This is a genomic window from Halomonas faecis (genome assembly GCF_010993975.1).
GTDB lineage: Bacteria > Pseudomonadota > Gammaproteobacteria > Pseudomonadales > Halomonadaceae > Halomonas > Halomonas faecis.
The window spans coordinates 144,608-165,914 of sequence record NZ_JAACZO010000058.1 but is presented as its reverse complement, the minus strand read 5'-3'; the positions used below and the strand labels follow the sequence as shown (position 1 = coordinate 165,914).

The 21,307-nt window shown below is 66.6% G+C and carries 21 protein-coding genes and 1 pseudogene; 13 read left to right on the top strand and 9 right to left on the bottom strand.

The features are described 5' to 3' along the window. Window positions 1–10: 10 nt before the first annotated feature. Complete coding sequence (gene iolB / locus GFD32_RS18810) at window positions 11–814, top strand: 5-deoxy-glucuronate isomerase (protein ID WP_163578104.1); 804 nt, start codon at window positions 11–13, stop codon at window positions 812–814. A gap of 79 nt (window positions 815–893) precedes the next feature. On the opposite strand, the gene GFD32_RS18805 is transcribed toward iolB, so the two are convergent. Together GFD32_RS18805 and gap are read right to left on the bottom strand one after the other, a co-directional pair. Further along, window positions 894–1,637, bottom strand: a complete 744-nt coding sequence (locus GFD32_RS18805; protein WP_163578103.1) for a sulfite exporter TauE/SafE family protein — start codon at window positions 1,635–1,637, stop codon at window positions 894–896. 112 nt (window positions 1,638–1,749) lie between these two features. Beyond that, the gene (gene gap / locus GFD32_RS18800; protein ID WP_163578102.1) at window positions 1,750–2,754 is read right to left on the bottom strand and encodes a type I glyceraldehyde-3-phosphate dehydrogenase; all 1,005 of its coding nucleotides are present in this window, start codon (window positions 2,752–2,754) and stop codon (window positions 1,750–1,752) included. Window positions 2,755–3,108: 354 nt separating this feature from the next. Between gap and GFD32_RS18795 the strand changes: the two genes are divergently transcribed. After that, a complete protein-coding gene (locus GFD32_RS18795; protein ID WP_163578101.1) occupies window positions 3,109–3,600 on the top strand; it encodes a methylglyoxal synthase in 492 nt (163 codons plus the stop codon). A 49-nt stretch (window positions 3,601–3,649) separates the two neighbouring features. On the opposite strand, the gene crcB is transcribed toward GFD32_RS18795, so the two are convergent. Further along, on the bottom strand, window positions 3,650–4,039 hold the full coding sequence (gene crcB, locus GFD32_RS18790) for a fluoride efflux transporter CrcB (protein ID WP_163578100.1): 390 nt from the start codon (window positions 4,037–4,039) through the stop codon (window positions 3,650–3,652). Continuing rightward, window positions 4,036–4,416 (bottom strand): fluoride efflux transporter FluC, encoded by a 381-nt coding sequence (locus GFD32_RS18785; RefSeq protein ID WP_163578099.1) that lies wholly within the window; start codon window positions 4,414–4,416, stop codon window positions 4,036–4,038. Before GFD32_RS18785 ends, crcB begins: the two co-directional genes overlap by 4 nt. Window positions 4,417–4,667: 251 nt before the next feature. On the opposite strand from GFD32_RS18785, the gene ybiO reads away from it, so the two are divergent. Further along, window positions 4,668–6,956: a mechanosensitive channel protein gene (gene ybiO, locus GFD32_RS18780; RefSeq protein ID WP_407081086.1), complete on the top strand. Its 2,289-nt coding sequence runs from the start codon at window positions 4,668–4,670 to the stop codon at window positions 6,954–6,956. Window positions 6,957–7,056: 100 nt separating this feature from the next. Here ybiO and GFD32_RS18775 read toward each other — a convergent pair whose 3' ends face one another. Genes GFD32_RS18775 through hemC form a run of 4 tightly spaced genes read right to left on the bottom strand, consistent with a single transcriptional unit; the run spans window position 7,057 to window position 11,600 of the window. After that, window positions 7,057–8,310: a heme biosynthesis HemY N-terminal domain-containing protein gene (locus GFD32_RS18775; RefSeq protein WP_163578097.1), complete on the bottom strand. Its 1,254-nt coding sequence runs from the start codon at window positions 8,308–8,310 to the stop codon at window positions 7,057–7,059. Beyond that, window positions 8,307–9,857: a uroporphyrinogen-III C-methyltransferase gene (locus GFD32_RS18770; RefSeq protein WP_163578096.1), complete on the bottom strand. Its 1,551-nt coding sequence runs from the start codon at window positions 9,855–9,857 to the stop codon at window positions 8,307–8,309. Before GFD32_RS18770 ends, GFD32_RS18775 begins: the two co-directional genes overlap by 4 nt. Window positions 9,858–9,870: 13 nt before the next feature. Next, window positions 9,871–10,662 (bottom strand): uroporphyrinogen-III synthase, encoded by a 792-nt coding sequence (locus GFD32_RS18765; RefSeq protein WP_163578095.1) that lies wholly within the window; start codon window positions 10,660–10,662, stop codon window positions 9,871–9,873. After that, window positions 10,662–11,600: a hydroxymethylbilane synthase gene (hemC, locus tag GFD32_RS18760; RefSeq protein ID WP_163578094.1), complete on the bottom strand. Its 939-nt coding sequence runs from the start codon at window positions 11,598–11,600 to the stop codon at window positions 10,662–10,664. Before hemC ends, GFD32_RS18765 begins: the two co-directional genes overlap by 1 nt. Window positions 11,601–12,006: 406 nt before the next feature. On the opposite strand from hemC, the gene argH reads away from it, so the two are divergent. From argH to GFD32_RS18725, 7 genes and pseudogenes are all read left to right on the top strand, one after another. Then, the gene (argH, locus tag GFD32_RS18755; RefSeq protein ID WP_163578093.1) at window positions 12,007–13,425 is read left to right on the top strand and encodes an argininosuccinate lyase; all 1,419 of its coding nucleotides are present in this window, start codon (window positions 12,007–12,009) and stop codon (window positions 13,423–13,425) included. After that, window positions 13,422–13,532 (top strand): annotated as a pseudogene (gene lptM, locus GFD32_RS18750) (LPS translocon maturation chaperone LptM); the annotation flags it as partial. The gene argH and the pseudogene lptM, both read left to right, overlap by 4 nt. A 55-nt stretch (window positions 13,533–13,587) precedes the next feature. Next, window positions 13,588–14,871, top strand: coding sequence for a diaminopimelate decarboxylase (gene lysA, locus GFD32_RS18745; RefSeq protein WP_163578091.1), 1,284 nt, complete (start codon window positions 13,588–13,590; stop codon window positions 14,869–14,871). After that, window positions 14,871–15,704: a diaminopimelate epimerase gene (gene dapF, locus GFD32_RS18740; RefSeq protein WP_163578090.1), complete on the top strand. Its 834-nt coding sequence runs from the start codon at window positions 14,871–14,873 to the stop codon at window positions 15,702–15,704. The genes lysA and dapF overlap by 1 nt, the downstream gene beginning before the upstream one ends. A 26-nt stretch (window positions 15,705–15,730) precedes the next feature. Then, window positions 15,731–16,450: a DUF484 family protein gene (locus GFD32_RS18735; RefSeq protein WP_163578089.1), complete on the top strand. Its 720-nt coding sequence runs from the start codon at window positions 15,731–15,733 to the stop codon at window positions 16,448–16,450. After that, window positions 16,443–17,354 (top strand): tyrosine recombinase XerC, encoded by a 912-nt coding sequence (locus GFD32_RS18730; RefSeq protein ID WP_163578088.1) that lies wholly within the window; start codon window positions 16,443–16,445, stop codon window positions 17,352–17,354. Before GFD32_RS18735 ends, GFD32_RS18730 begins: the two co-directional genes overlap by 8 nt. Then, the gene (locus GFD32_RS18725) at window positions 17,351–18,136 is read left to right on the top strand and encodes an HAD family hydrolase (RefSeq protein WP_240455707.1); all 786 of its coding nucleotides are present in this window, start codon (window positions 17,351–17,353) and stop codon (window positions 18,134–18,136) included. The genes GFD32_RS18730 and GFD32_RS18725 overlap by 4 nt, the downstream gene beginning before the upstream one ends. 7 nt (window positions 18,137–18,143) lie before the next feature. On the opposite strand, the gene yihA is transcribed toward GFD32_RS18725, so the two are convergent. Beyond that, window positions 18,144–18,767 (bottom strand): ribosome biogenesis GTP-binding protein YihA/YsxC, encoded by a 624-nt coding sequence (gene yihA / locus GFD32_RS18720; RefSeq protein ID WP_163578087.1) that lies wholly within the window; start codon window positions 18,765–18,767, stop codon window positions 18,144–18,146. A gap of 253 nt (window positions 18,768–19,020) precedes the next feature. On the opposite strand from yihA, the gene GFD32_RS18715 reads away from it, so the two are divergent. From GFD32_RS18715 to GFD32_RS18705, 3 genes are all read left to right on the top strand, one after another. After that, window positions 19,021–19,641 (top strand): c-type cytochrome, encoded by a 621-nt coding sequence (locus tag GFD32_RS18715; RefSeq protein WP_163578086.1) that lies wholly within the window; start codon window positions 19,021–19,023, stop codon window positions 19,639–19,641. 169 nt (window positions 19,642–19,810) lie between these two features. Then, window positions 19,811–20,452, top strand: coding sequence for a thiol:disulfide interchange protein DsbA/DsbL (locus GFD32_RS18710; protein WP_163578085.1), 642 nt, complete (start codon window positions 19,811–19,813; stop codon window positions 20,450–20,452). Next, the gene (locus GFD32_RS18705) at window positions 20,442–21,305 is read left to right on the top strand and encodes an endonuclease/exonuclease/phosphatase family protein (RefSeq protein WP_163578084.1); all 864 of its coding nucleotides are present in this window, start codon (window positions 20,442–20,444) and stop codon (window positions 21,303–21,305) included. Before GFD32_RS18710 ends, GFD32_RS18705 begins: the two co-directional genes overlap by 11 nt. Window positions 21,306–21,307: the final 2 nt, after the last annotated feature.

Here is a 21,307-nt window from a genome sequence, read left to right as displayed (position 1 = left end):
AGGAGCCTCCATGAGTTCACTACTGGTACGCCCCCACGAGCCCGACACCCAGGGCAAGGTACTCGAGGTCACCCCCGAGTCCGCGGGCTGGGAGTATGTCGGCTTCCGCGTCCACAGGCTGACCCGCGGACAGCGTATCGAGGCCAATACCGGCAGCCGCGAGCACTGCCTGGTGCTGGTCTCCGGCCGCGCCACCGTCACCTGCGGCGAGCACCGCTGGGAGGACATCGGCAAGCGCATGGACGTCTTCGAGAAGGTGCCGCCCTACTGCGTCTACCTGCCCGACGGCGTGAGCTTCGCGGTGGAGGCCACCACCGACCTGGAGCTGGCGGTGTGCAGCGCCCCGGGCTTCGGCAACCACGAGCCGCGCCTGATCGGCCCCGACCGGATCAAGCGCAGCACCCGCGGCAGCGGCACCAACACCCGCCACATCCAGGACATCCTGCCGGAGACCGAACCGGCCGACAGCCTGCTGGTGGTGGAGGTATTCACGCCGGCCGGCAATTGGTCCAGCTATCCGCCCCACAAGCACGACGTGGACGACCTGCCCAACGAATCGAAGCTCGAGGAAACCTATTACCACCGCCTGAACCCCTCTCAGGGTTTCGCCTTCCAGCGGGTCTACACCGACGACCGCAGCCTGGACGAGACCATGGCGGTGGAGAACGGCTGCTGTGTGATGGTGCCCTACGGCTATCACCCAGCGGGGGCGCCCCACGGTTACGAGCTCTACTACCTCAACGTGATGGCCGGCCCCCAGCGTGTCTGGAAATTCACCAACGACCCGGACCACGACTGGATCACCAAGCAATGAGCGGGCAATCCCCGCCTCGTCAGGCTCCCCGTCCTGACGTCGCTTCGCCCCGCCACGGCGGGGCCTTTTTCGCTCGGCCTCACCCTAGGGCCTTGACCACCAGCTGTACGCCGACGGCGGCCATGGCGACGATCACCAGCCGGTAGAACAGCACTTCGCTGACCCGACGCTGCAGCCAGATGCCACTGTGCACGCCGCCCCAAGCCACCGGCACCAGCAGCAATGAGGCCCAGGCACTGGTCAGGTTGATCTCGCCGAGCCACAGGTAAGGCCCCACCTTCATCAGGTTCACGAGAGCGAAGGACACGGCCATGGTGGCGATGAAAGCCTCCTTGGAAAGGCGTCGCGGGATCAGGTAGAGGTTGAGCGGCGGGGCGCCGGCATGGGCCAGGAAACTGGTGAAGCCACAGCCCAGGCCGGCGGGCCACGCCCAGCGCGCGGAGATGGGCCGGGCGGCAGCCGGGCGCGCCAACATGTAGGCGGCAAATGCCAGGGAGACCAGACCCAGCAGCAGACGTACGCCGTTCTCGTCGAGGCTGCCGATCAGCAGGGTACCGATGACCACGCCGATGGCCATGCCCGGCACCAGACGCCGCACTTCGGCGCCGGCCTGGTGGCCCCACCAGGCCTTGACGGTGAAGGCATCCATGGCCAATAGCAGCGGCAACAGCAGCCCGGCGGCTTCCATGGGCCCGATGGCCAAGGCCATCAGCGGCACCGAGAGAGTCCCGAAACCACCGGCGAAGCCGCCCTTGGAGACACCGGTCAGATAGGTGGAGGCAACGATCAGGGTCCAGGCCAGCCAGGAGTAGTCGGGCAACATGGCGGCTTCCTTGCGCGGCGGTGAGTATGGCAAGCGCTACAGGCGCAGAAACGCCGGGGCGCAGAAACACCCCGGCGTTCGATCTCAGGCTATCTCGGCCCGCAGGTCAAGCTCAGCGGCAGGCGTCGTGCATCGCCAGGGCGGTGTCGAGCATGCGGTTGGAGAAGCCCCACTCGTTGTCGTACCAGGCCATGATCTTCACCAGGCGGCCGTTCACCCGAGTGTGGTTGGCATCGAAGGTGGAGGAATTGGCATCGTGGTTGAAGTCGATGGAGACCAGCGGCTGGGCGTTGACCGCCAGTACCGGGGAGGTCTCCGCCGCCTTGGCGACGATCTCGTTGATCTCTTCCTTGGTGGTCTCGCGGCCGGCGGTGAAGGTCAGATCCACCAGCGAGACGTTGATCACCGGCACGCGCACCGCCAGGCCATCGAACTTGCCCGCGAGCTCCGGGAGCACCAGGCCCACCGCGGCGGCAGCGCCGGTCTTGGTGGGAATCATCGAGTGGGTCGCACTGCGCGCCCGGTAGGGATCCTTGTGGTAGACGTCGGATAGGTTCTGGTCGTTGGTGTAGGCATGCACCGTGGTCATCAGGCCGTTCTCGATGCCCACGCTGTCGTTGAGCGCCTTGGCTACCGGCGCCAGGCAGTTGGTGGTGCAAGAAGCGCAGGAGACCACCTGGTGCCCAGCGGTGAGCACGTCCTCGTTGACCCCGAAGACCACGGTGGCATCGGCATCCGGGCTGGGTGCGGAGATGAGCACGCGCTGGGCGCCGGCCTCGATGTGCTTGGCCGCGGCCTCGCGCTTGGTGAACAGCCCCGTGCACTCCATCACTAGGTCGACGCCCAGCGACTGCCAGGGCAGTGCGGCAGGATCGCGCTCGGAGAGGATGGCGATGCGGCTGCCATCCACGGTGAGGCTCTCCTCGTCATGCTCCACCGTGAAGGGAAAGTGGCCGTGCACGGTATCGTGGCGCAGCAGGTGCGCATTGAGGGAGGGGTCGCCCAGGTCGTTGATGGCCACGACCTGAACGCGATCGCGGTAGCCGTTCTCGTACAGGGCGCGCAACACGTTGCGGCCAATGCGTCCGAAGCCGTTGATAGCGATCTTGAGCGTCATGTCCTCTGCTCCTCCAGTGGCGTCTTTACAGAAATGTTGGCAGAGCCTGCTGGCAGAGATCCGGCGCGCGTCTTGGGAACCGGCTTGGTGACCCGCGGCTCATTGCATGGGACCACAATGTCGCGCAATCCGATCAGTGACTCAAGGATTTTTTAGTAACTTTACAACATATCTGGCAAAATCCTGATTTTACACCATAGCTGAAGAACCGATCCCTGAACAAATTCCTTGCACAAAGACTGTCGCTGCTGCACCACGGCGGCTGGAGAGGACAACTCGTCAATGTAGTAAAGTTACCATTCGGCGACTATCCTTGTAGCCTGACGACAGTCGACTTCGAAGAGGAACGACATCATGAGCGATCCACGTCCACGGCGCACCGTGAAACGCTCCTTGCCGGCGCGCAAGCGCATTGCCCTGATCGCCCATGACGGCAAGAAGGCTGAGCTGCTGGAGTGGGTGGCGCGCTGGCGGGAGACCCTTTGTCAACACGAGCTGACCGGCACCGGCACCACGGCAAGCCGGGTATCGAAGACGCTGGGCCTCCCCGTGCAGGGACTGATGAGCGGACCTCTGGGCGGCGACCAACAGATCGGCGCCCTGATCAGCGAGCAGAAGCTCGACCTACTGATCTTCTTCTGGGACCCCTTCGCGCCGCAACCCCACGACCCGGACGTCAAGGCACTGCTGCGCCTGGCGGCACTGTGGAACGTGCCGGTGGCCTGCAACGCCGCCAGCGCCGACTTCCTGGTCAGCTCCCCCTGGCTCGACCAGCCCTACGAAATGGCCATCCCGGATGCCGGAGCCTGGGCCGCCGAGCGCGCCGATGATCGAGGTACCGGCTGACATGCCGTCAACGTACACCGGGCGCATCCTGCCGCCGGGACTGGGCGACTCAGGACCGTACCGCCGCGCGCTGCCCGAGTCGATGCCCCAGCCAGGCAGCGGTGAGCCATACCGCCACGCTGATCGGCACGTAACTCAATGCCAGCCAGGAGCGACCGACCTGCCACAGCTGCAGCGTTTCCAGGCCAAACAGCGAGAACGTGGTGAAGCCACCACAAAAGCCGGCGATCAGGAAGGGCTGCCAGCGAGCGACTCGGCCGCGATGGCGCCGGGCCGCATAGGTGGCCAATCCCACGATCATCCCGGAACCAATGGCGTTCACCGCCAGCGTCGCCCAGGGGAAGGACGATCCTGCCAGCGCCAGCGAAACCAGATAGCGCAGCAGCGAACCCAGTGCACTGCCCAGGCCGACGGCGGCGTAAGCTCTCCAGCCGCTCATGTCAGACCTCCGGTCAGCCAGGCACCGAGCGCCAGGGCACCCAGGCCCGCCAGCAGGGTGACCGCCACGTAACCAACGGCCAGCGGCTCGCTACCCTGCTGCCATAGCGTCAGGGCCTGCAGGCTGAACGAAGAGACGGTGGTGTAGCCTCCCAGCACCCCGATGGCCAGCAGCGACCAGGTCGGCCCCGCCTCCAGGCCGAACACACCGGCCAGCATTCCCATCAGCCAGGCACCGCTGAGGTTGACCGCCAGGGTGCCCCACGGAAAGCGCGTGCCCAGTCGACACCCCACCGCGTCGCCCACCGCCAGTCGGGCCATGCCGCCCACCGCGCCGCCGAGCATCACCGCCAGCCACTCCACTCCATCCACCTGCATCGCCAACTCCTGCCAAGAACGCCTCGCCGAGCGAGTGGCGGACGAGTATCGCACGCCAGGCGGGGCATCGGCAGGCCGAGCCACCCTCCGGTATGACTCAACCAGCTCATGACGTACAATTTCTGTACATGAATGACATGCCATCGCTCGTGGTCGGGTCGTAAAGCCCGTATCATGAGCATGCCAATATCACCGCGCCCACGCGACGAGACGGAGGTCACAGCGTGAATCCCTTGCGAGCCCTACCCCTGATGCTCGGCTGGCTGCTGATTGCCGTAATGGCATTCGCCGCCCCCGCCCAAGCCCAGCAGTCGGACAATGCGAGCGGCGGCGAGCCGCCTGCCTACGCCACCCTGGCCGACCTGCTGGAAAACGAGGAAACACGCCAGCAACTGATCGACCAGCTGCGCGGCATGGCTGGCGACGTGGCCGGTTCGACAAGCGCCGAAGAGACCGCCGAGGAACCCTCGCTTCCCCGCCAGCTGGCCGAGCTCACCAGCCGCGTGGGCAGCGATATCGGCAGTCAGTTCGAGGCCGTCGTCTCCGCCATCGGCGGCATGTTCTCGAGCGACCTGGACAACACCTTCGATGTGGCCGCCTTCACCACGGCCGCCATCAACCTCGGCCTGGTGATACTGGCGACCTTCGTCCTCTTCGTTGTCTTTCGCCGCCTTGCCAAGCCGCTGTTCGCGGGTATCAGCCAGTGGTCGCTCAACGGTAGCGGGCTGACGCCCATCCTGCGCCTGGTGATCAGCGTGGCGCTGGCCGCGGTGGTGGACGTGCTGATCGTCGCCCTCGGCTACCTGGGCGGCAATCTCATCGCCACCTTCGCCATCGGCGAGACCGGCGAACTCTCCACCCGCGCCTCGCTGTTCCTCAATGCCTTCCTGGTGATCGAACTGCTCAAGGCCGGCATACGCATGCTGTTCGCCTCGCGTTACGATGGGCTGCGCCTGCTGCCCATCACCGCCGGCGAAGCCTCCTACTGGAATCGCTGGATCGCTCGCCTCATCGGCCTGGTGGGCTATGGCCTGATGGTCGTGGTGCCGCTGGTCAATGCCTATGTAGCGCCCGCAGTGGGCCAGGGGCTGGGGACGCTGATCATGATCGGCGCCTTCCTGTACGCCGTGATCGTGGTGCTCAAGAACCGAGCCCGCCTGCGCGATGCCATCAACGCCAAGGCCGACAAGGCCACCATGGCGGCCAGCCGGGTCAGTTTGCAGCTGTTCGCACGTATCTGGCATCTGTTCGCCCTGGCCTATTTCGTCATGGTGCTGACGGTAACCCTGACGCGACCCGTGGATGCCCTGCCTTTCGTGCTGTTCGCCACGCTGAAAACCATCGCCGCCGTGGTGGTGGGGCTGCTGGCCTCGAACTTCCTGACCCAGACCATCGGTCGCCGGATCCGCCTGACCGACGACCTACGCCGCAAGCTGCCGCTACTCGAAGCGCGTCTCAACAGCTACGTACCCAACGCGCTGAGGGTGATACGCACCGTCATCGTGGTGCTGGTGGTGATGGTGGTGCTCAACGCCTGGAACGTTTTCGACCTGGCGGCCTGGTACGCCTCGGAGGCCGGCCGAGGCCTGGTCGGCAAGCTGGTCAGCGTGGCGATGATCCTGGTCATCGCCGTCATGGCATGGCTGGCGCTGGCCAGCCTGATCGAGCATAAACTCAACCCCGAGACCGGCGGCGGAGTCCCCTCGGCTCGCGCCCAAACGCTGCTCACCCTGTTCCGCAACGCCCTGGCCATCGCCCTGATCACCATGACGGCGATGATCGTACTCGCCGAGATCGGCATCAACATCGGTCCCCTGATCGCCGGTGCCGGGGTACTCGGCCTGGCCATCGGCTTCGGTGCCCAGAAGCTGGTTCAGGACATCATCACCGGTATCTTCATCCAGGTGGAGAACGCCATGAACACCGGCGACGTGGTCACGGTGGGCGGCATCACCGGCACGGCCGAGAAGCTCAGCATCCGCTCGGTGGGCATCCGCGACCTCTCGGGCACCTACCATCTGGTGCCATTCTCCAGCGTGGATACCGTCTCCAACTACATGCGCGAGTTCGGCAACCACGTCGGCGAATACGGTATCGCCTACCGTGAGAGCATCGACGAGGCCATCGAACAGCTCAAGAACGCCTTCGAGGACCTCAAGGCCAGCGACGAGCACGGCCATAAGCTGCTGGAGCCGCTCAACGTGGCTGGCGTTACCGCGCTGGCCGACAGCTCGGTCAACATCCGGGTGATCATCAAGACCACGCCCGGCGATCAGTGGGCCGTGGGACGCGCCTACAACCGCCTGGTCAAGCTGCGCTTCGACGCGGCGGGCATCGAGATCCCCTTCCCGCACACCACTCTCTACTTCGGCGAAGACAAGCAGGGCAACTCGCCTGCTGCCAACGTGAGAGTACTGGAATCGCGGTCGAAGGCGGCGAATTCAGCCCCGGCTCGGGCCGACGACTCGCAGCACGGAATTCAGGAAACCGCCCACTCGGACCACGACAAACCCAGCGGCGATGACGTCGACCAGACCTGACTGCCGCAGACCACTTGTGGTCGGAGTCTTCAACGCCAAGCGGGGCTGCCATGGGCAGCCCCGCTCTGCATGAGTCATCGTTTAGGGGGGCTTGGCCGGCTCAGCTGGCCTTGCGGCCCTTGTCTCCACCGTTGGTGGCTGTCTCTGCCGGCTGGGGCAGCGACGGCAACGACTTGTCGAGCAGCTCCACGCTCTGGCGATAATAGAGCTGGCTCTTGTTGTGCTCGCCGAGATTGGCATAAAGGCGCGCCAGCTCGGCACACACAACGCCACTGGGACGCTGCCGCTGACTGGCCTCGAAGTACTCCTGCGCCTTGCCCCAGTAGGCGTTGCGCAGGGACAGGCGGCCCAGGGTCAGCAGCAGATCGGGATCGTTGGGACGCTCTTGGAGCCACTTCTCGGCGTGAACCAGCTGACGAGCGGGGTCGACGTTGAGCAGTCCGTAGCGCAGCACCAGACGACTGTCCCAGTGCTCCTTGAGGGAGTGGCGCAACAGGCGCTCGGCGATCCCTTCCTCCTTGCCACGTACCAGGGCTTCGGTGTATAGCGCGATCAGCTCGACGTTGCCGCGCAGGCTGTCGGGCATGTCGGCCCACAGGTTGCGGACCCGCTCCACGTGACTGGGATCGCGCGCCTCCTGAATCAACAGCTCGCGGTAGGCACGCAGCTCCAGCTCGTTGCGCTCGTCGGCAGAAACCAGCTGCCGGGCAGCCAGCCGCGGCATGAGACGCCGCAGCCCTTCCCAGTCGTTGACGCTCAGATAGGCCTGTTTGAGCTGCTTGAGCACCTGAGGGTGATTGGGCAGCTGTCGATCGAGCCGGGTCAGGATGGCCAACGCTTCCTCGTACTGCTGACGGTCGAGCATCAGCTGCACCTGCATCAGCCCCACGGCGGTGTCGGCACCCTGAGTGCTCAGATGAGCGCGCTTGAGCAGCGTGTCGGCCTGCTCGAAGCGCCCTTGATAGTGGGCGGCGAGCGCCGCGGAGAGGTAGTTGACCAGCGGCGTGCTGGAATCGTCCGCCGCCTTGACCAGCGACTTCTCGGCGCGCTTCCAGCGCCCCTCGGCCAAGGCGACCAAGCCACGCACGGTTCGCCGCATGGCGTTGCGGTGGCGGGTCCGGCTGTTCCATACCTTGAAGCGGCTGACCGGACGCGACAGACGGGCCAGGATGCGCAGGGTGAAGTGCAACGCCAGGAAGGCGGCAAGCAGCAGCACCAGGCCGAACCAGAACGAGGTCTGCACGGACGTCTCGCCCACCCGTATCAGCCAATAGCCCGGTACGGAAACCATCAGCTGGCCGAACAGCGCACCCAGCGCCAGGCCGACGACGACGATCAGGATCAGCTTTCTCATGCGTCATCTCCCTGCTCGTCGCGCGAGCCGAAGCGGCGATCGATGAAGGTCTCGAGTGCCTCATGGGAACCGCTGATGTCGGGCAGCTCGGGGCGAATCGTCTCCTTCTCGAGCGCCTCCAGGCGATCGGTGACGGCCTGCACTTCCTCGCGCTCGGTGGCATAGTAACCGTCGATCAGCGCCAACGCCTTGTCGAGGCTCGCTTCATAGAGATCCTGCTCTTCCTTGAGCAGCGCCAGCTGGGCCTGCTCGAGCACCAGGCGTACGCTCTGGCGCAGGTAGGACTCTTGTTCCGGGCTGATCAGACTCTCCAGCGCCTGGTCGTGGTGGCGGATGACCACCAAGTCCTTGAGCTCCTCGCCGAAGCGCGACAGCTGCTGCTGCCAGCCGCCGCTGGGCGCCTCCTGCATGCCCGAACGCGCCGGAATCTCCTCCAACTCGCGGGATAGCGGCAGCTGAGCGAGGCGTTCCTGCTGGGCGTTGAGGGCCAGGTAGATTCCGCTGCGATCGACCTGAGGGACACCCTCGAGGATGGCGATCTCCGAGGCGATGGAACGGCGGACGGAGAGCAGTGCGGGATTGTCGGCCTCGCTCAGGCGCTCGTCGGCGGTCTCCAGCAGGGCGATGGCGCCCTCGACGTCGCGCTCGAGCTGCAAGCGCTGGCTGGCCAGGCGCAGCAGGTAGGCGGCCTCGGCGTGCAGCCACTCGCGGGCATCGGGCTCCTGCTCGCTGGAAAGCTCGTCGAGCACCCGGTCCAGGGTGCCGTCGATTTCACCTCGGTAGTCGTTGAACCGCGCTTCCAGCTCGTCGAGGGCGGCGCTCAACTCGGCATTGCGCTCGCTCTCGCCCTCTTCCAGCCGGGCTTCCAGTTCGGCCAGGGCATCCTGAGTGGCAGCACCGTCGGCACGCGATTCGAGTTCGACCAGGCGCTGCTGCTGGGCGTCGACGCGCTGCCACATGCGCTGGGCGAAGAACCCCACGGCCAGGGCCAGCACCACGACCAGCACCAGCGCCAGGGCACCGCTCTTGCTGCCCTGGCGACGACCGTCGTTGCCACCGCCGGCGGCGGTGGGTACATGGCCGGCCTTGCCGGCACCCGAGCCGCCACCTGACCGGGGGGGCTCGGTCTTGCCGGACTTGCCGTCCGCCGCCTTGCTGGGTTGCGACTTGCCGGCCTGGGCACCCGACTGGCTCGCTGGCGATTTGCCAGCCTGTGGCTTGTCGGCCTGGGTACTCGCCTTGCTGGCGGCCGACTTATCGGCAGTCGACGAAGCCTTGCTGTCGCGAGCCGGCTTGCTCTGCTTGCCTGCCGATGCCGGGTCCGCCGATGGATTTGCGGCAGGCGTATCACGACTCGACCCCGAACGATTGGGAGGTGCCTTGGACGCCTTGTCGTCGGCTCCATCCTGCTGCGACGATTTGTCACGCGCTGCGGTACGCTTGTCCTCGGTGCCGCCGCCCTGGGCGGTGGCTTCACGGCGCTCGCTGCCCTGAGCCTCGCCGGATGGCGACTTGCGTTCGTCCTGCTCGTTGGTTTGTTTGCTCATCAGTCGCTAGCCCTTATTCGAGATCTTCGTGATCGACATCGGCATCTTCGGGGTGACAGGCCCCGGCCACCGCGTCGGCCAGTGCGGCCGGCGTGGCACCCGACGCCACCACGGGGGCGCAAAACCCCAGGTTGACGGCCAGTGTAGCCAAACGACGACTGGACACGATTAGCGGTTGGTTCAAGGTCGACTCGGTGCACCATCTTGCCAGATGTTGCAGCAATTCTCCGCTGCTGATCACCAGCGCGCGAAAGTCGCCATCCGCCAGGCGCGCCGCCACGGATGGCGGCGGCGGTACGAGGCAGCGCCGGTAGAGCGCCAGTCGGGTGACATGCGCACCGCGGGCCGACAGCGCATCGGCGAGCAGCGTACGCCCGCCCTCGCCAGCGACCAGCAGTACTCGCTGCCCATCGAGCGCACGCAGCGACCCCAGGCCCAGCAGCGCCTCACTGGTGTCCTCTCCGGCGTCTGCCGGCGGCACGTGGACGCGTACCCCGAGGCGTTCATTGAGCGTAGCGGCGGTGGCCCGGCCCACGGCGTACCAGGCGGTGCCCACCGGTAGCTGCGGCCAGTAGCGATCGAGTGCCTTGGCGAGGCACTCGCCGGCGAAGGGACTGACCACCACCACCCGTTGGAAGTGATCGAAATCGAGCCAGGCGCTGCGCATCGCCGGTGTCTCGGGTAGCGTCTCCAGCGTCATGGCCTCGACATGGGCCACGGGAAAACCCACCGCCTGGATGGCGGCAGCCAACGCCCGGGCCCGTTCGCCCGGACGGCAGATGAGTACCGGCCGGGAGGCGGTCATCAGCCGCCGTAGACCTCGGCAAGGATCTCACCGGCCCCTTGATCGAGCAGATCCTCGGCCACGCGAATGCCCAGCGCCTCCGGCTCGTGGATCGAGCCTCGCCCCTCGGCACGCAGAACCTCGGTACCTTCGGGGTTGCCGACCAGAGCGCGCAACCACAGGGTCTGGCCGTCGTTCTCGAAGGTCGCGTAGCCGCCGATGGGTACCTGGCATCCTCCCTCGAGACGGGTATTCATGGCCCGCTCGGCACGCACCCGGGTAGCGGTGCTGGAGTCATCCAGCGGCGCCAGCAAGCCGATCAGCTCGGGGTCGTGGATGCGGCACTCGATGCCCAGGGCCCCTTGGCCACAAGCCGGCAGGCATACCTCGGGCGGCAGCTCCATGGCGATACGCTCCTCCAGGCCCAGGCGCTTGAGCCCCGAGGTGGCGAGCAGGATGGCATCGAAATCGCCGGCGTCCAGCTTGCCCAGGCGGGTCTGGACGTTGCCGCGCAGGTTGAGAATCTCCAGGTCGGGGCGCGCCTCGCGCATTTGCAGGGCGCGTCGCAGGCTGGAGGTTCCCATGCGTGCGCCTTCGGGCAGTTCGTCCAGCGAGCGGTAGTCATTGGAAACGAAGGCATCGGTGGGCTCGGCACCAGCGAGGATCACCGACAGGCCCAGCCCTTCGGGGAAGTGCATGGGCACGTCCTTCATGGAGTGCACGGCAATGTCGGCACGCCCGTCGAGGATCGCCTCTTCCAGCTCCTTGACGAACAGCCCCTTGCCGCCCACCTTGGCCAGCGGCGTGTCGAGGATCTTGTCGCCACGGGTGGACAATGCGACCAGTTCCACTTCCAGGCCGGGGTGTTCGGCCATGAGCCGATCACGAACGTGTTCGGCCTGCCACATGGCCAGTTGACTCTTGCGGGTGGCAATACGCAGCGTATCGATGGATCGCACGTGGTTCTCCCCATGCTGGGGCCCGACGGGCCCGACTGAGCGGTAATTGCCGCAGACGGTCGCGACCGCGGACATCTCGAATCATTGCCAACATCATAAAGCACCCGGGGGAGCAGGAAAAACTCGCACCCCTGACACAAGGCATTGACAATCGCCCATGGCGCCGAGGTGCCGGGGAACGGGTCGTAGCGGAGCGCATTCGCCAAGCATGGCCAATGCAGCGCCCTGGATGGGTTCCCAGCGCCTGCGCATAGCGCTGCCGATGGATCGCCAAACGAGCCGCCAGGGCTCTGATGTCACGCCGACTCTGGTACACTGCGAGACCATGACCGGAAGCCGCCGCGCCGGCCCGTCCGCACATCACCACCCGTTTCCGTTGCCCAGTAACACGCAGGATTTCACGCCGATGACCCCAAGTTCCCCGAACCCCGGCACCAATCAGTCCTGGGGCGGTCGCTTCAGCGAACCCACCGACGCCTTCGTCGAACGCTTCACCGCTTCGGTCGACTTCGACCAGCGCCTCGCCCTGCAGGACATCCGGGGCTCCGTCGCCCATGCCACCATGCTGGCGCGGGTCGGCGTACTGACCGACGACGAGCGCGACGCCATCGTGGCCGGCCTCGACGAGATCCGCAGCGAGATCGAAACGGGCACTTTCCAGTGGTCGGTGCCGCTCGAAGACGTGCACATGAACATCGAGGCGCGTCTCACCGAGAAGATCGGCATCACCGGCAAGAAGCTCCACACCGGCCGCTCGCGCAACGACCAAGTGGCCACGGACATCCGCCTCTACCTGCGCGATGCCATCGACAGCGTGGCGGCCGAGCTCACGCGTCTACGTCAGGGGCTGATCGAACTGGCCGAACGCGAGGCCGCCACCATCATGCCCGGCTTCACCCACCTGCAGACCGCCCAGCCGGTCACTTTCGGCCACCACCTGCTGGCGTGGCACGAAATGCTGGCCCGTGACCACGAGCGGCTGCTGGATTGCCGCAAGCGCGCCAATGTGCTGCCGCTGGGTGCTGCTGCGTTGGCCGGCACCACCTATCCCATCGACCGTCACGTCACCGCCGAACTGCTCGGCTTCGAGCGCCCGGCCGAAAACTCGCTCGACGCGGTGAGCGATCGCGACTTCGCCATCGAGTTCACCGGCTTCGCCAGCATCCTGCTGATGCACCTGTCGCGCATGAGCGAGGAGTTGGTGCTGTGGACCAGCGCCCAGTTCGACTTCATCGACCTGCCCGACCGCTTCTGCACCGGCTCATCGATCATGCCGCAGAAGAAGAACCCCGACGTGCCCGAGCTGGTGCGCGGCAAGACCGGGCGCGTCTACGGCCACCTGATGGGCCTGCTGACGCTGATGAAGTCTCAGCCGCTGGCCTACAACAAGGACAACCAGGAGGACAAGGAGCCGCTGTTCGACAGCGTCGACACGGTGCGTGACTGCCTCAAGGCCTTCGCCGACATGGTACCGGCCATCGAGGCCAAGTCCGGGAACATGGCCGAAGCCGCCCGCCGCGGCTTCTCCACCGCTACCGACCTGGCCGACTATCTGGTACGCCGCGGCGTGGCCTTTCGCGATGCCCATGAGATCGTGGGGCAGTCGGTGGCGTTCGGCATCGAACAGGGCAAGGATCTCTCCGAGATGACGCTGGCCGAGCTTCGCCAGTTCTCCGATGCCATAGAGGCCGACGTCTTCGAGGTCCTGACCCTGGAGGGCTCGGTGGCCGCCCGCAACCACATCGGCGGCACGGCGCCGGATCAGGTGCGCGCCGCCGCCCAGCGGGCCCGCGACGCCCTGGCCAACCTGGAGCGTCCGGCATGACGGCGCGCCTGGCACTGAGCGCCGCCCTGCTTGCGGCATTGCTCGTGGCCGGCTGCGGACAGAAGGGGCCGCTCTACCTGCCCGACGACGAGGCTGCCGCCGAGCGCTACGACCGCGACGCTCCCGCTGAGGATACGCCCGCCGACGAGGACAGCGACTGACATGGACCACTTCGACTACCGCGACGGCGTACTCTACGCCGAGCAGGTCGCCCTGACCCGGATCGCCGACGAGGTCGGTACGCCCTGCTACGTCTACTCGCGGGCCACGCTCACCCGCCATTTCCGCGCCTACACCGAGGCACTGGGCAGTCACCCGCACCTCATCTGCTATGCGGTCAAGGCCAATTCGAACCTGGCGGTGCTCGACCTGCTAGCCCGCCTCGGCGCCGGCTTCGACATCGTCTCCGTCGGCGAGCTGGAGCGCGTGCTGGCCGCTGGCGGCGACCCCGCCAAGGTGGTCTTCTCCGGCGTGGCCAAGCAAGAAGCGGAGATGGCCCGAGCCCTGGAGGTGGGCATCAAGTGCTTCAACGTCGAGTCGCGCCCCGAACTCGAGCGCTTGAACCGGGTTGCCGAACGCCACGGCGTCGTGGCGCCGGTATCGCTGCGCGTCAATCCCGACGTCGACGCCGGCACCCATCCCTACATCTCCACCGGGCTGAAGGACAACAAGTTCGGCATTCCGGTGGACGAGGCGCTGGCAGTCTACGAGCTCGCCGACACGCTGCCCCACCTGCGCATCGTCGGGCTCGACTGCCATATCGGTTCGCAGCTCACCGAGCTCGCTCCCTTCCTCGATGCCCTGGACCGCCTGCTGGTGCTGCTCGAGCGGCTGCGCGAGCGGGGCATCGACGTCGAGCACCTCGACCTGGGGGGCGGGCTCGGCGTGCCCTACCGCGACGAGCGCCCACCGCAACCCTTCGACTACGCCGCCTCGCTGCTCGAACGCCTGGCACGCTGGGAGGGCGGCGAGCGACTCACCCTGCTCTTCGAACCCGGGCGCTCCATCGCCGCCAACGCCGGAGTGCTGCTCACCCGGGTGGAGTACCTCAAGCCAGGCGAGAGCAAGAATTTCGCCATCGTCGACGCCGGCATGAACGACCTGATTCGTCCCTCGCTCTATCAGGCATGGCAGGCGATCCTCCCGGTGGACACCCGCCCCGTGCGCGACAGCGCCACCTACGACGTGGTCGGCCCGGTGTGCGAGACCGGCGACTTCCTCGGCAAGGATCGAGCGCTGGCCATCGCCGAGGGCGATCTGCTCGCGGTACGCTCGGCCGGCGCCTACGGCTTCGTGATGGCCTCCAACTACAACAGCCGCCCACGACCCGCCGAAGTCATGGTGGATCGCGCCGGCTACCATGTCGTCCGCCAGCGCGAATCGCTGGCCGACCTCTGGGCCGGCGAGTCGCGGCTGCCTGACGACCTCGGCGAGGGGGAACGCTGATGCTGCTGCATTTCACCAAGATGCACGGCCTGGGCAACGACTTCATGGTGATCGACCTGGTCACGCAGCGCGCCCGGCTGCGCGACGAGCAGATACGGCGCCTCGCCGACCGCCGCTTCGGTGTGGGCTTCGACCAGTTGCTCGTCGTCGAGCCGCCCCGCGACCCGGACATGGACTTCCGCTACCGCATCTTCAATGCCGACGGCAGCGAAGTGGAGAACTGCGGCAACGGCGCACGCTGTTTCGCCCGTTTCGTGCGCGACCAGCGTCTCACCCACAAGCGCGAGATCCGCGTCGAGACGGCGGGCGGGCCGCTGACGCTGCGCGTCGAGGACGACGAACAGGTCACGGTGGAGATGGGCACGCCGTGCTTCGCTCCCGAGTCGCTACCTTTCGAGGCGGCGCAGGACCGGCTGCACCACACGCTGGAGGTGGCGCACGAAACCCTGCAGGTCGGCGTGGCCTCCCTGGGCAATCCCCACGTCGTACTCCGCGTCGATGACGTCGAAACGGCGCCGGTGGCCCGCCTCGGGCCGGCCATCGAGAGTCACCCGCGCTTTCCCCGCCGCGTCAACGTCGGCTTCATGCAGGTCGTCTCGGCCCACGAGATACGCCTGCGCGTCTTCGAGCGCGGCAGCGGCGAGACGCTGGCCTGTGGCACCGGCGCCTGCGCGGCCGTAGCGTGCGGCATTCGTCAGGGGCTTCTGGAGAGCCCGGTCACCGTGCATCTGCGCGGCGGCGACCTGCGCATCGCGTGGTCCGGCGATGCCACTGCGCTGACCATGACCGGCCCGGCCGAACGCGTCTTCGACGGGCGCATCATTCTCTACTAACGCGCCCCACAGCCAAGGAGTCCAGCATGCCCCGATCCGCACCTGAACCACGCAAGACCCTGGATCCCGATCGAGTGGCCGAATGGCTGGCCCGACACCCGGAGTTCTTCGTGGGACGCGAGGGCCTGCTTCAGCAGCTCAAGGTGCCGCACCCCGAAGCGCGTGGCGCCACATCGCTGCTCGAACGCCTGGTACACGACCTGCGCCACCGCGCCGAACAAGCCGAATGGCGCCTCGAGCAACTGCTGGAGTCGGCCCGCCACAACGAGGCGCAATACCGCCGTACCCGCGAGCTGGTGCTGGGGCTGCTCGAGGCCGAAGACAACGACGCCCTGGGCCAGGCACTGGCCACCCAGATGGCCGAACGCTTCCAGATCCCGACGGTGGCCCTGTGGTGCGAGCCTTCGCTCACCGACCGCGAACCGCGCCCCCCACAACCGCCGCGTCAGGTGCTCGACGATCATGCCCGCGCTCGCCTGTCGGCCCTGCTCGACGGTCGCACCAGCCGCTGCACGCGCCTCACTCCCACCGACTGGGCCCAACTGCTGCCCCATACCGATGCCCCGCGCCAGTCCGGCTCCTGCGCCCTGTCCCGTCTGGCCCTCGGTGAGCCGCTGGGCTATCTGATACTGGCCAGTCCCGACCCCGACCACTTCCGCGCGAGCATGGATACCCTGTTCACCGAATACCTGAGCGACGTCCTGGCCCGTTTGCTGACGCTACGGAGTGCACCGCTGCATGGCTGACAGCGCCTTGCGCGGCCAGATCGCCGCCTGCCTCACCGAATTGGCGGCCACAGCCAGCCCCGCCACGGTAAGCGCCTATCGCCGTGACCTCGAGGCACTGGCCGGCTTTCTGGAAAGCCAGGGGATCCATGATGCCGGCGAGCTGGATGCGGCGCGGGTACGACGTTTCCTGGGTGCCGAGCGCGCCCGCGGCCTGGCGCCACGCAGCCTGGCAAGGCGCCGTGCCGCCGTCTCCCGATTCGCCGCACACCTGGTGGCCCAAGGCGTGCTGACCCACAACCCAGCGAGCCTCGTCCCGGCGCCGCGTCAGCCGGCACACCTGCCCACCCCCCTGGATGCCGACCAGTTGGCGAGCTTTCTCGATGCGCCGCATGACGACACCCCGCTGGCCAGACGCGATCAAGCCATGGTGGAGCTCTTCTACTCCAGCGGCCTGCGCCTGGCCGAGCTAGCCGGGGCCGATCTCGGCGACCTGCAACCGCAGCGTGTGCGCGTCACCGGTAAGGGCGGCAAACCTCGTCAGGTACCGGTGGGAAGGCGAGCCCGCCAGGCCCTGGCCGCCTGGCTGACGGTACGCAGCCAGCTGGCCGACGACGATGAACCGGCGCTGTTCGTCGGCACCCGAGGCTCTCGTCTCGGCCATCGCGCCATCCAGAAGCGCCTCACCGAACTGGCACGCCGCCGCGGTTTGCCCGAGCACCTGCATCCGCACCGCCTGCGCCACTCCTTCGCCAGCCACCTGCTGGAGTCGAGTCAGGATCTGCGTGCCGTACAGGAGCTGCTCGGCCATGCCAACCTGAGCACCACCCAGGTCTACACGCGGCTGGACTGGCAGCACCTGGCCGAGAGCTACGATGCTACCCACCCGCGTGCCCGCCGCCGTCACGACCCGAGCCCCGAATGAGCACCATGCCGGCCGCGCCACGCCTCGACGCACTCACCTTCGACCTGGATGACACCCTGTGGGACAACCACCAGGTGATGGTCGACACCGAATCCGGCCATTACGCCTGGCTCGATGCCGCCCTGGCCCGGTGGCTCTGCGAGCGAGGCCGATCCACGATGCCGCGCTTCAGCGAACGCTTTCCGTTGCCAGCCTACGTGGCACGCCGCCAGGCACTCGCCGAGGCACACCCTCTGCGCCGCGGCGACTTCACCTGGCTACGCACCCAGGCCCTACGCGCGCTGCTGACCGAGTTCGGTCTCGCCGACGAGGATGCCGAACGCTGGGCCGACGCTGCCATGCAACGCTTCCTGACCCTGCGCCACCAAATCACGCCCTATCCCGAGGTGGGCGATCTGCTCGCCCGGCTGGGCCGGCGCTACCGACTGGCCAGCATCACCAACGGCAACGTCGACGTCCGGCGGCTTCCACTGGCCGCCCATTTTCCGGTCGCCATTGCCGCCGGCGAGCTGCTCGCACCCAAACCGCATCCTCGCCCGTTTCTCACCGCCCTGGCACGGCTGGGCACGCCACCGGCTCGGACACTGCATGTCGGCGATTCCTGGCGTGACGACGTGGAGCCAGCACGGCGCCTAGGCATGCAGACGGCCTGGATCGCCGCCGAGGCTCCGCCACACCCTTTGCCGTCCGGCGTACACCACCTGACGCACGTCCGTGAGCTGCCGACGCTGCTCACCCGGCTGGATCGCCACACGAGCACGTCGCCCCTGTGGCGACTCTAGTCAACGCTCAGGCCTCACTCTCCGACGCTGCCAGCAACCAGTCGTCCAGTTGCGCCGACGCTTCGTCCACGCCCTGACGCTTGAGGGCCGAGAAGAGCTGCACGCTCACCAAATCCTCCCACTCCTGCAGACGATGGCGGACCTGCTGCAGCGCACTGCGTGCCGCACCCGGTTTCAGTTTGTCGGCCTTGGTCAGCAGGATACGTACCGGCATGTCCTGTTCGTCGGCCCAGCCCAGCATCATCTGGTCGAACTCCGTGAGCGGATGGCGCACATCCATCATCAGCACCACGCCCCTGAGCGAGCGCCGCGCACGCAGGTAGTCGGAAAGGTGGCGCTGCCACTCCAGTTTGACCTTCTCGGGTACCTTGGCATAGCCGTAGCCCGGCAGATCCACCAGCCGCAGCGCGGTATCGCCGGCCACGGTAAAGAAGTTTATCAGCTGCGTTCGTCCCGGCGTGCGCGATGTCCTGGCCAATGCCTTCTGTTGAGTCAATGCATTGATGGCGCTGGACTTGCCGGCATTGGAACGGCCCGCGAAAGCCACCTCGGCCCCTGCGTCGGGCGGGCACTGGTCGAGCGTCGGCGAACTGGTGAGAAAACGTGCAGTTTGGTAGTTGAGTCGAGGCATGGCATCACTATGCGGCAAAGGGTCGTCGCCCAGCGCGTGACCCTGCATTCCCGATAGGCAGGGGATTCGTTATAATGCAGTGTCTTTTGTCTGCGACCTGGGCGCGCTAGTGTACCACCGTGCTCTTGTCGGCAGCGACCGTGGGGAGGGTCGCTATAGCGCGACAGGGCGAGCCCGGCCTGGCACCAGCGGGATCTGGGCGGCACCCAGGATGCGTACCGGTAATCAAACACAACGGCATAGTGGATCAGCAATGAGAAAGTTACTGGCAAGCCTGGCATTCACCATGGGCGCCGTCGGCGCCGCCCACGCGGATATGGCAGCGGACGCGGATCCCGCTGCAGGAAGCGAGAAAGCGCAACCCTGCGCTGCCTGCCATGGGCAGGAAGGCATCAGCTCCAGCCCCTCTTTCCCGCATCTCGCCGGCCAGAAGATGTCCTACACGGCCAAGCAGATCATGGACATTCGCGATGGCAACCGCGAAGTGGCCGAAATGGCCGGTCAGGTCGACGACTTCTCCGATCAGGATGCCTGGGACGTGGCCGCCTATTTCGCCGAGCAGGACGCCAACGTCGGCCAGGCGGAGGACGCCGAAGCGTTGCTGGCCCGCGGCGAGGAACTCTACCGTGCCGGCGACATGGCCAAAGGCATCCCGGCCTGCGCGGCCTGCCACACGCCCACCGGCGAGGGCATCGGCACCGCCGTCTACCCGGCCGTTTCCGGTCAGTTCGCCGAGTACACGGTGAGCACGCTGCAGGACTTCGCCGCCAGCGAGCGCGCCAACGATCCCAACGCCATCATGCGTGACATCGCGTCCAAGATGAGCGATGACGACATGAAAGCCGTGGCCAACTACATCCTGGGGCTGCACTGAGCGATGCCGTAATCGTGTCGCGGCGGGCCGCTTCCGGCCGAGGTTTCACCAAGGCGGCGCTCGGCCGCCTTCGTCGTTTCGTGGGCAGGGAACCCGGCTGCACTTCCCGGCTCCAAGGAAGCGATGCCCACTCGGCACATCGACCGTCCCACCAATGGAGACATGCTGCATGCGCAAGACGATCCCTTTAATGGCCATGGCGCTGGCCGCCCTCGCCCTGCCCACCCTGGCCACAGCTCAATCGCTGGTCGAAGGCGAACACTACGAGGTGCTCGACGAGCCGGTCGAGACGCAGGTCGCCGAGGACAAGATCGAGGTCACCGAAGCCTTCTGGTACGGCTGCCCCCACTGCTACAACCTGCAAAGCCATGTCCGTGACTGGTATTCAACCCTGGAAGACGACGTCGAGATCGTGCACCTGCCGGCTACCATGGGTGGCGACTGGAACATTCATGCACAGGTCTTCTACGCTGCCGAAGAACTGGGCATCCGCGAAGCGGCTCACGCCGACATCTTTCACGCCATCCATGAGGAGGGCCGCTCGCTCACCGACATGGATCAGGTCGCCGAGCTGTTCAGCGACTACGGAGTGAGCGAAGAGGAAGCCCGCGACGCCCTGAATGCCTTCGGCGTCAAGAACCATGTCAATCGAGCCCATTCACGCATGCGCGACATGCGCCTCAGGGGCGTACCGGCTCTGATGGTCGACGGCCGCTACTTAGTCACGCCGAGCAGCGCCGGCAGTCTCGACAACATGCCGCAGATCGCCGCGGTCCTGGTCGAAAAGGTTCGTGAGGAACGTGCAGACTGAGCGCTCGTCACACTTGGCCGAGGCCCGTTCACCGCTCCTGGAAGGCGGGCGGCTCAGGCTGCTCACCTTCAACCTGCAGGTCGGCATCCAGACCTCGGCCTATCACCACTACCTGACGCGCAGCTGGCAGCACCTCCTGCCTCACCCTCGGCGCCAGCGGCGCCTGGACATGGTCAGCGAGGTGCTGGGACGCTTCGACATCGTCGGCCTTCAGGAGGTCGACGGAGGAAGCTTCCGCTCCAGCCATGTCAACCAGGTCGAGTACCTGGCCAACCATGCCGGCTTTCCACATCATTATCAGCAGCTCAACCGCAACCTGGGCCGCATCGCCCAGCACAGCAACGGCCTGCTCTCGCGCCTGGGCCCCTCGAGCCTGGAAGTGCACCGTCTGCCCGGCACGTTGCCCGGCCGTGGCGCCATCCATGCACGCTTCGGCGAGGGGCCCGATGCCCTGCACCTGTTCGTTGCGCACCTGGCACTCAGCCACCGTGGGCGCGTGCGCCAGCTCGACTACCTGAGCGAACTCATTCTGCCGCTACGTCACGTCGTGGTGATGGGGGATCTCAACTGCACGCCGGAGCAACTGCACGGCCACCAGCGCTTCTGCGCATCCCTGCCTCTCCATCCGGTGCGCCCGCTGCTCAGCTACCCCTCGTGGCAACCGCGACGGGCCCTCGACCACATCCTGATCTCGAAGACCCTGACGGCACGCCACGTGCGCGTTCTGGACCACCTCTTCTCCGACCACCTGCCGATCGCCGTCGATGTGGAGCTGCCGCCGGACTGCCGCGAGACCCTTTCCGCCCTCATCCACGATAGGGCCTGGCAACGCGGCGTTGAGGCGCAGGGATGACT

Coding starts and splice junctions, on each gene's coding strand:
- GFD32_RS18805 (WP_163578103.1), bottom strand. CDS start 1,637: ATGTTGCCCGACTACTCCTGGCTGGCCTGGACCCTGATCGTTGCCTCC.
- argH (WP_163578093.1), top strand. CDS start 12,007: ATGACCCCAAGTTCCCCGAACCCCGGCACCAATCAGTCCTGGGGCGGT.
- GFD32_RS18715 (WP_163578086.1), top strand. CDS start 19,021: ATGAGAAAGTTACTGGCAAGCCTGGCATTCACCATGGGCGCCGTCGGC.
- GFD32_RS18725 (WP_240455707.1), top strand. CDS start 17,351: ATGAGCACCATGCCGGCCGCGCCACGCCTCGACGCACTCACCTTCGAC.
- GFD32_RS18735 (WP_163578089.1), top strand. CDS start 15,731: ATGCCCCGATCCGCACCTGAACCACGCAAGACCCTGGATCCCGATCGA.
- GFD32_RS18730 (WP_163578088.1), top strand. CDS start 16,443: ATGGCTGACAGCGCCTTGCGCGGCCAGATCGCCGCCTGCCTCACCGAA.
- gap (WP_163578102.1), bottom strand. CDS start 2,754: ATGACGCTCAAGATCGCTATCAACGGCTTCGGACGCATTGGCCGCAAC.
- ybiO (WP_407081086.1), top strand. CDS start 4,668: ATGCTCGGCTGGCTGCTGATTGCCGTAATGGCATTCGCCGCCCCCGCC.
- GFD32_RS18775 (WP_163578097.1), bottom strand. CDS start 8,310: ATGAGAAAGCTGATCCTGATCGTCGTCGTCGGCCTGGCGCTGGGTGCG.
- GFD32_RS18710 (WP_163578085.1), top strand. CDS start 19,811: ATGCGCAAGACGATCCCTTTAATGGCCATGGCGCTGGCCGCCCTCGCC.
- dapF (WP_163578090.1), top strand. CDS start 14,871: ATGCTGCTGCATTTCACCAAGATGCACGGCCTGGGCAACGACTTCATG.
- yihA (WP_163578087.1), bottom strand. CDS start 18,767: ATGCCTCGACTCAACTACCAAACTGCACGTTTTCTCACCAGTTCGCCG.
- GFD32_RS18785 (WP_163578099.1), bottom strand. CDS start 4,416: ATGCAGGTGGATGGAGTGGAGTGGCTGGCGGTGATGCTCGGCGGCGCG.
- GFD32_RS18765 (WP_163578095.1), bottom strand. CDS start 10,662: ATGACCGCCTCCCGGCCGGTACTCATCTGCCGTCCGGGCGAACGGGCC.
- GFD32_RS18795 (WP_163578101.1), top strand. CDS start 3,109: ATGAGCGATCCACGTCCACGGCGCACCGTGAAACGCTCCTTGCCGGCG.
- iolB (WP_163578104.1), top strand. CDS start 11: ATGAGTTCACTACTGGTACGCCCCCACGAGCCCGACACCCAGGGCAAG.
- crcB (WP_163578100.1), bottom strand. CDS start 4,039: ATGAGCGGCTGGAGAGCTTACGCCGCCGTCGGCCTGGGCAGTGCACTG.
- lysA (WP_163578091.1), top strand. CDS start 13,588: ATGGACCACTTCGACTACCGCGACGGCGTACTCTACGCCGAGCAGGTC.
- GFD32_RS18770 (WP_163578096.1), bottom strand. CDS start 9,857: ATGAGCAAACAAACCAACGAGCAGGACGAACGCAAGTCGCCATCCGGC.